Annotated in this window: 6 protein-coding genes and 1 pseudogene; all 7 read right to left on the bottom strand. The window is 68.1% G+C overall.

Going from position 1 to position 7,821, the window contains the following annotated elements:
* Nucleotides 1-478 precede the first annotated feature (478 nt).
* The 7 genes and pseudogenes from cas2 to BJF83_RS24790 all read right to left on the bottom strand — a co-directional run bounded on the left by cas2 (nt 479) and on the right by BJF83_RS24790 (nt 7,728).
* Entirely contained in the window at nt 479-742 is a 264-nt protein-coding gene (gene cas2 / locus BJF83_RS24820; protein ID WP_075928228.1) for a CRISPR-associated endonuclease Cas2, read from the bottom strand.
* Nucleotides 743-748: 6 nt separating this feature from the next.
* A complete protein-coding gene (cas1b, locus tag BJF83_RS24815) occupies nt 749-1,729 on the bottom strand; it encodes a type I-B CRISPR-associated endonuclease Cas1b (RefSeq protein WP_075928229.1) in 981 nt (326 codons plus the stop codon).
* Entirely contained in the window at nt 1,729-2,226 is a 498-nt protein-coding gene (locus BJF83_RS24810) for a CRISPR-associated protein Cas4 (RefSeq protein ID WP_262391872.1), read from the bottom strand. The genes cas1b and BJF83_RS24810 overlap by 1 nt, the downstream gene beginning before the upstream one ends.
* The gene (gene cas3 / locus BJF83_RS24805; RefSeq protein WP_262391871.1) at nt 2,223-4,997 is read right to left on the bottom strand and encodes a CRISPR-associated helicase Cas3'; all 2,775 of its coding nucleotides are present in this window, start codon (nt 4,995-4,997) and stop codon (nt 2,223-2,225) included. The genes BJF83_RS24810 and cas3 overlap by 4 nt, the downstream gene beginning before the upstream one ends.
* Before the next feature lie 177 nt (nt 4,998-5,174).
* A pseudogene (gene cas5 / locus BJF83_RS31380) lies at nt 5,175-5,273 on the bottom strand (CRISPR-associated protein Cas5); the annotation flags it as partial.
* A 19-nt stretch (nt 5,274-5,292) separates the two neighbouring features.
* Complete coding sequence (gene cas7i, locus BJF83_RS24795; protein ID WP_075928227.1) at nt 5,293-6,321, bottom strand: type I-B CRISPR-associated protein Cas7/Cst2/DevR; 1,029 nt, start codon at nt 6,319-6,321, stop codon at nt 5,293-5,295.
* Nucleotides 6,322-7,728 carry a hypothetical protein gene (locus BJF83_RS24790; RefSeq protein ID WP_075928226.1) on the bottom strand — a complete coding sequence of 469 codons (1,407 nt, stop codon included), beginning with the start codon at nt 7,726-7,728 and terminating at the stop codon, nt 6,322-6,324. It lies immediately after the preceding gene.
* Between the last annotated feature and the right edge of the window lie 93 nt (nt 7,729-7,821).

The raw sequence follows: 7,821 nt of genomic DNA, 5'->3' as shown, positions 1-7,821 counted from the left end.
CGTCGTCGACGCCTCCTGGGTGGCGCTCGAACAGGCCGTCACTACGGCCTCCTGCGGCAGGGTACCCGCAGGCTGGAGGTCGGCGGGAGGTCTGGGCGGGCACCCGCATGACGGTGACGTTGCTACCCCTCGTAGGGGCGATGAAGGCGTGCGTAGCTGTTCCTCGCGGCGGGCCTGGAGGTCGGGTTGCTACCCCTCGTAGGGGCGATGAAGGCGCAGCACAGGACGCGGCCACGGACCTGGCCCGCACGTTGCTACCCCTCGTAGGGGCGATGAAGGCCTTGGTGGCCAAGGCGCTCTGGCACCTGGCGTTGGTGTTGCTACCCCTCGTAGGGGCGATGAAGGCCCGAGAGTAAAGTCGCAGGCCACAAAAGGCACAGCTCACCGATCCGAGCCAGATTTTTCAGCGACCCTCCGGTCCTGCACACCACCCCGGCGCGTCGCTGAAAACCCGCCCTCCGAGCGAGACCGCTACCACTCACAGAATGTCGCTCGGTTCCGCTCGAGCGATGCCCCAGGACATCCGCCGCGGCGCTACCCCGGGCGGGAACGTGTAGACGAGCACGTGGTCGTGCCCGTCGTCGATCACGTCCTTGACCGCCCGCTCGAACCTCTTGACCTGAGCGTCGCTGAGCTGCCCCTCGAACACACTGCGTTGGACGTGGTGTAGGTACAACCGGCAGGTGCGCAGGATCGCGGGGTTGCGTTCCTGCGCGGTGTCGTAGACGACCACAACATGCACCGGCTCTCACCACCAGATCCGGAACGGCTTGTAGACATCGCCTTCCAAACACGCCCGCGTCACCTTCAGCGCCTCCAGGTACAGCAGCTCGTCGTAGGCCACCGGCCGGTTCAGTTCCCGGTGTTTGACCGTGGTCGCGAACTCATCACGCACCGCCCCCACGACCAGCTTGCGGCCCGCGTCAGTGAGCATGGCCTGGTTGGAGTCCACGTCGAAGTGGTGCTCCTTGAGCTGGTTGCGGGTGGCCATGCGCACCAGCAGCCGCTCGGCGAACAACGGTTTGAACATCTCGGCCACGTCCAGGGCCAGGGAGTGGCGTTGGCGTTCCATGGTGCTGTGCAAGAACGCGATCCCGGTGTGCAGCGGGGTCAGGCGCAGCGCGGTGACGGTGCGCGCGTAGACGATCCCGTTGACGTAGCTGATGAAGGCGTTCCCGGCGTTCTTGGGTGGGCGGCGGCTTCGACCGTGTAGCTGCAGCCAGTCAGGGAGTTTGGTGTCGAGCACCTCCCACGCGCTCCGGCGGAAATTGCCCTCAATCCCCATGAGCGAGGCCGCGTCGGAGGCTGCTGCGGTCTTGTCCTTGAGCACGGTGTAAGGGGCTTTGAGCAGGTCGCGGTCCAGGACGCGGCGAATGTTGAAGGCGGTGGCGCGCACAATGTCGCGGGCAATACGCACGGACTTGTCGGTGTCGGTGGCCAGGGCGACCTGGGCGATGACGGTCTCGCCGGAGGTCGCTGTGTCGGCGGCGGTCACGGAGCCGGAGTAGTCGCCGTAGTAGCTGAGGAGGTGGACGTTGATGTGGTGCTGGTTAAGCAGACTCACCACAGAGGTGTTGACGTCCACGGGTTTGCAGGCGATCACGTCACGCACGTCAGTGATGGGGATGCGCACATCCTGGCCGTGTTCGCGTTCGATGAGCAGGGACTGATCCTTGCGCCGGATGCGGCAGCTCGAGGTGAGCCAGTAGGTGCGGGCAGCGGAGGGCATCACTGGCTCCAGCAGTAGTCGAAGTAGCTGCACCCCCGGCAGCGAGTACGGGACAGCCGGGGTGGGCAGGTGGGTTGGGCGACGGTGTCGCGGACGGAGGCGATGTCTGTTCGGGCGCGTTCGTCCCAGTCGGGTTGGTAGGGCATGCGGTGGGTGCGGCGGGTCTTGGGGTAGTGCAGGACCCCTCCCTGGGTGTCCACTCCGACGGCGCGCAGCCGGTAGCAGTAGTGGACGACTTGGGCTTCGTCGGCCTCGGTGGGGCGGGAGGAGGATTTGATCTCGTGCACCCACAACCGGCCGTCCAGGTCGTCCAGGCGGGCTGAGCCCAGGTCGATGGGGTGGGCGCGCCGGTAGGAGGTGTCGTGGACGGCTTCGCCGAGCTGGACGGTGGCGCTGGTGGCTTCGGGGCGAAACCCCCGTGCGTACAGCCACAGTTGGCGACGGCAGTGGTACAGGTACTTGACGTGGACCCCGCCCACGTCCTGGTCACCGATCACAGGAGCACCCCCGGTTGGTAGGCATTGGCCGCGGTGCCGTGGACCGGGTGGATGGCGGTCAGACCGCGATCGGGTTTGTAGACGGCGTCGATGAGCAGGACGTTGAGCGTGCGGTCCCAGGTTCCCAGGTGGCGGGCGTAGTGCGGGAGCGGGATCAGGTACTGGGAGGCGAGCAGCGGTCCGGTGCCCCGTTCCTCTCCGTCGATGCGACCGGTGAGTGCTTGTTCGTAGGCGTTACGGTCCTCGGTGAGGATGCCGTCCACGCCGTCGAACATCTCATCAAAGGCGTCAGAGAGTTCGCTGGTGTCGTTCAGGGGTGTGAGGAAGTCCAGGAACTCGTTGGTGAACGTGGTGACCGAGTCGTCGACCTTGGCCCGCCACTGTTTCCCCCAGTCGGTGGCGTACACCTGGTTCAGCCAGTCGGTGAACAGGCGCTCATCGAGGGCGGCCCCGTCGTGGCGGGCGAGGATTTCCCAGGCCAGGCGGGTGGGTTCGGCGTCGTAGACCTTGTCGGCGAACTCCGGCCCGCCCTTAGCGCGGGGTGCGTAGATGGGCCGGTGCACGACCACCGGCGCCAGGTCGGGGAGCTGGCTGAGCCGGTTGGTGCGGCCGAACCGTTGCAGGAGAGCGTCCAAGGGGGCGGCGGAGGTGTGCAGGACGTCGAAGTCCACATCCAACGACACCTCCACCACCTGGGTGGCCACCAGCAGGCCGGGCTGGCGTGGCTGCCTGCCCGAGCGGAAGCGGTCGTGGATGCGCTTTTCGATCCGGGTGCGGTCACCAGTCTTGAAGCGTGAGTGCAGCAGCAGCGCCGCGTCCTCACCATGCAGGCGCCTGATGGTGGGGGCGAGCCGGTCGTACAGGTGCCAGGCGTCGGCGACATTGTTGGCGATCACCGCGACGCTGTGCCCTTCGGTGAGGGATTGTTCGATCTCGGCGATGCTCTCCTCGCTGGTGAGGTGGTCCTCGCGCAGATGGAGTCGGTGGCGGCGCGGCCAGGCGTCGTCGCCGCGTGGTGTGACCGTCGTGATGTCGCGGGTGAGGACGTTGCCGATCGCGTCGGTGAGCTGTTGGGGCATGGTCGCGGAGACGATGCCGATCCTGCCGCCGAGGCGCTCCCACTGGCCCATCATGGCCAGGATCATGCCGAGGCGGCCGGGCTCGTAGGCGTGCATTTCGTCGAAGACGAACGTGGAGTTAGCCGTGTCGATGAGGGTGCTGGCGTGCGCGGTTCCTCCCAGGGCTCCACGCAGGAGCTGGTAAGGGGTGGTGACGCGGACCAGTTCCCGGAACAAGCGGCTGGCGTTCGCTTTGGCGACCGCTCGGGACGCGTGTCGGCGCTGGCGTTCCTCGTCTTCGTTGGTGCTCTGCGCAGGCTCGTGGTCGTTGTCGTCGCAGGCCGCAGTGGCCAGGTAGTAGCTCGCGGCGCGCGAGTGCACCACGCCGATCTGGTCGGATCCGAACGCCTGGCCCAAACGCGTGGCCATGGCGTTGATGGAGGCCAGGTAGGGCAGCGAGTAGAACAGCCGGGGTGTCGCGCCCGTTTCTTCGCTGAGGGCTCGGGTTTGGGTCGTGGCCCACAGCAGTGCCGCTTCGGTCTTGCCCTGGCCGGTGGGGGCACGCACCACCACGTGCCCGGGGACGGTTTCGGCGTCGTCCTGGTGGGGGTAGGTGGCCTCGCCTTGGAGGGTGAGCTGGGTGCGCAACCGGCGTGGGTAGTCGCTGCTCGTCAGGGGGTGGGTGGTGAGGAGTTGTCCGTGGGCGGAGGCCACGTGGTCGGCCAGGGTGATGGCGCCTTGGAGCAGGGCTGCGGTCAGCCCGGCCTCGTCGGTGGGACTTTCCCCGCGCTGCCAGGTGGACAGGAGGTGCTCGAGCAGCCGGTGGGTGGCTTTGGCCAGCACCGCTTCGTCGACCTGGTCCGGGTCGGGTGCTCCGGCACGGTGGGCCAGCCACTGGGCCAAGGCGTTGACTGAGGATGCATCCACGGGCCCGAAGGTGGCTGCGACCTCGTCCGGGCTGCCCAAGGACCGGTACTCCCCGCGGATGGACCCCTCACCTCCGGCAAGGGGCCGATGGTGGGTGAGAGCGCCCAGCCCGATCCAGGTGCGGTCCTTCTCGGGCAGGTGGGCCAGGACGTGGTCGATGAAGGCGAGCGAACAGATCTCGTGCCGCTGCCCCCAGGTGTGCGCGGGTGGGGGGTTGCCGACCATCGTCTGAAACCCCTCAGGAACCTTGCCGGCGTCGTGGAACAAGCACGCCAGGCGCGCCCACTCCCAGAACCGGCCAGGCACTCCGGGTAGGTCGCCGATACGAGTGCGCAGCACCCGGAGTGCTCGGGTGGTGGCGTCCAGGTGCGTGGTCAGCGCCTCCCCCTGCTTTTCACCCCGCTGGGGGCTCTTGGCCCAGATGTGGGGCAGCTCCACCGGAACCGGGTGGGCGGCATGGGGGTGCAACCCCACCAGGGGGACGACGGCTTGACCGTCTCGGGTGCGCAGCTGGCTGTCGACCTGGGAGGGGCTGCCCGCGGGGGCGTACCGGTAGGTGCCCCACTGGATGCGGGACCGGTCGGTGCTGATGGCGTGCGGCATGCGCAGCTGCATGCCCGACGTCGACGCCTCAACAGGAAGGAGGGCATGACCCTGGTGTCCGGGGCCTTCCTCCAAGGTGATCCGGCGGGCCCGGGCCGAGGCCAGGTCCTGGCTGCGGCCCAACCGCAGCGGCCACACCGGGCGGCGGACCGCCCTCTCCCACACGTCCAGGTGGTCGAGCATCCACAGGGTGAGGGTGACGTCGCGAGGAACTCGTGGTCCTTGGGGGTGGCGTCCCGCTTCTTTCCGTCGCCGTCCAGAGGATGGTAGGTCTCCAGGTCCACTCCCCTGCCGCGGGCGGTGCAGGCCATGGCCACCCGGGGTGTCGGTGGGCAGGTGTTCCCACCCGCCCACCGCCGCCGCGAGCAGACCGGTGACGGTGGAGGGGGGCGGGCAGGGCAGGGTGACCTGGACCCCCGAGTAGAGCGGGTTGCGAAACGAGGCCACCGGCGCGGTGATCGTGATCTCCAGGCGTCGGTCATGCGGTGGGGTCCTCGAACCAGGCGTCGCGCTGTCCGGCCTCGATCTCCTTGGCCAGGGTGTCCATGACGGCGCGGGGGTGGTCGATCACCACGCTGCCCGCGGCGACGTCCTCGGCCAGGTCGCGGCGCACCTGTTCGCGCTGGTCTCCCAGGAACCCGGGCGCCCACCCCACAAGGATCGGGCCGTCCAGTTCATCGGCCCAGGCGGTCTTCTCCTCGACGAAGACGTCGGTGTCGAAGACCGCCGTGCCGTTGCGCAGGCCCAGAACACGGGTGAAGGGGTTGTTGCCGCCTTTGAGGGGGGCGAGCAGGATCAACGAGGGGGCGCGGTCGCCGTAGTGCAGGGCCCGGCTGGCGCCTCCCTGCACCCTGGCCAGGGTGCGCAGCAGCACCGCGACCCGGCGGCGGCGTTCGGCGATCGGCAGCTGGAGGCAGTCGATTCCGCGCAGGAGCTGCTCGGTGGCTCCGGCCTGGACGGCCTCGGTTACGACGGTCGGGGCCAGGGCACGGCGCAGTCCACCGCCGTTTTGTTCGAAGGTGCCCGCCCTGGGCAGGTCCAGGAGCACATCACCGGCGAGTTCGGTGGTGTAGTGCTCGTGTTCGTGGATGACCGGGTCCTCCCCCGGTTTGAAGCCGCGGCTCATGGTGCCGAAGTCGGTGGTGATGCGGCGGGAGGCGAGCGAGACCAGGGTTCCGGTGGCCAGGACGGTGTCGCGCTGGTAGCTCTCCTTCTTGATCGCGACCATGTACCCGAACAGGTCATCGTCCAGGTACAGGTCCGGGCGGCCGGCCGTGTAGGCCTGCTGCTTCTTGCCCTTGCCCTCTCGATGTACCGGTGAGCGCTGCTCGTTGGCCGGGAGGGAGTCGCGCAGCCAGCGGCGGAACGCCTGGGCGGAGGTGTAGGGGACGCGCTCGCCGCGGCCGGTGGTCAGCGACTTGACCTTGGCCGTGTTGTCTTCGCCGCGCCCGTTGTTGGGGGCGCCCGCGGTGATGTCCAGGGCGATCTTGCCCACGAGGAAGGTCATCTACTCGTTCTCCGCTTCCAGGTCGTCGCTGGGGATGAGGTCGTCGTCGGTCACGTCGTCGTGGTCGGCGCCGCGCCAGGAGGGTTTGAGCTCGTGCAGGTGGTTGAGCACGCCGATGAACAGCAGGTCGCGGTGGAGGAAGACCTGATCTTCGGAGTCGAACAGCAGCCGCCACTGGCGTTCGGTGATGAACGGGTCGGGCTCGGTGGTGCGCAGCGTACGGTCGACCGATTGGCGCTGCAGCCAGGCCCTCAGGGTGGCGAGCTTCTTACGGGCTAGCAGGAACTGTTTGAGCTTCTTGTCGTCCTCGGTGTTGAGGACGTGGGCGATGCGTCGGGCGAGCTGGTCGATCTGGTCCAGGTTGGTGGTGGACACCTGCAGCACCTTCGTGGCGTAGGAGGAACATGTCGCGGACAGAACGGGGGTATGGGCGGAGATCCCGTCCTGGCCCAAGGCGCGTTCGCGCAAGAAGTGGGAGACGGTGGGGATCACCCGGTCGGGAAGGGCGAAGAGGTTGCGGGCCAGCATGGACCGTCCTGGGACCTTCTCCCACCGGTGCGTGCGCCCCAGCAGGCGTAGCTCGTGGCGGGGCAGGCTACGGATCCACTCGGCCAGGGGCTGGTCCATGTGGTGGACGGCCAGGTCCTGCTCCTTGTTGCTGTTGGTGAACACCAACAGCTCCACCCCGTCGGTCACGGTCTCGTCGTAGCCGCGCAGCCGTTTGAGCCCGGCGAGCTGGCGGGCGTAGGAGGGGCGCTCCCCGGCGGGGGAGCCGGTGATGGCGTGTCGGCGGGTCTGGTCGACCTGGAACTTGGTGGTCGCCCGGAGCAGGTCGTCGTCCCACGTGTGCAGGGCTGTGGCGCGGCCTCCGCCGATCGCGCACCCGTAGGGCAGGGCGTAGAAGCTCAGCAGGCAGCCCCGACACAACGCCATGCCCTCATGGGTGGGGATCGTGGTGTTGCGGTCTGAGGCCCGCTCCAGCAGCGGGATGTCGACCTTGCCGTAGAACCCGCACGCCGGGTGGTCGCACAGCACACACCGCGCCCCGACCTGGGGTTCGACCTCGGGGAGGTTCCGCCACTGGTGAAGCTTGTCCTTCAGCTGGTCGCCGAGGAGGGATTTGCGGTTGGTGGTGTTGATCGGGCAGTTGGGCCACAGCAGGTAGCTGACCCCCAACCAGAACCCATGCGGACCCTTGGCATCAGTGATGGAAGTCGTGCGCTCCAGGTCCGCGGTCATGTGCGCGTTGGCCGCACGCAGGTCCTGCTCGGTCAGCGCGCGTGGGTGCACGACTTCGCGGAGGCGAACCTTCGTGGGATGGACGAGCACAGCCAGAGCGAACGCTCCCACCCGCTGCAGAGGGTGAGCAGTGAGCCGTACCCCGAGCGCGGAGGTGGTGGTGCTCATTAGAGGACCATCCTTTGTGCAGCCCTCTCGAGTAGGGTTGTGACCTCTCGGTCCCGGTGGGTGCATGGCCAGTAGTGCGAGCCGTTCGACGGC

The organism is Nocardiopsis sp. CNR-923 (genome assembly GCF_001942255.1).
Taxonomy (GTDB): domain Bacteria; phylum Actinomycetota; class Actinomycetes; order Streptosporangiales; family Streptosporangiaceae; genus Nocardiopsis.
The sequence above is the reverse complement of the archived record's forward strand: the minus strand, read 5'-3'. Positions and strand labels throughout refer to the sequence as shown.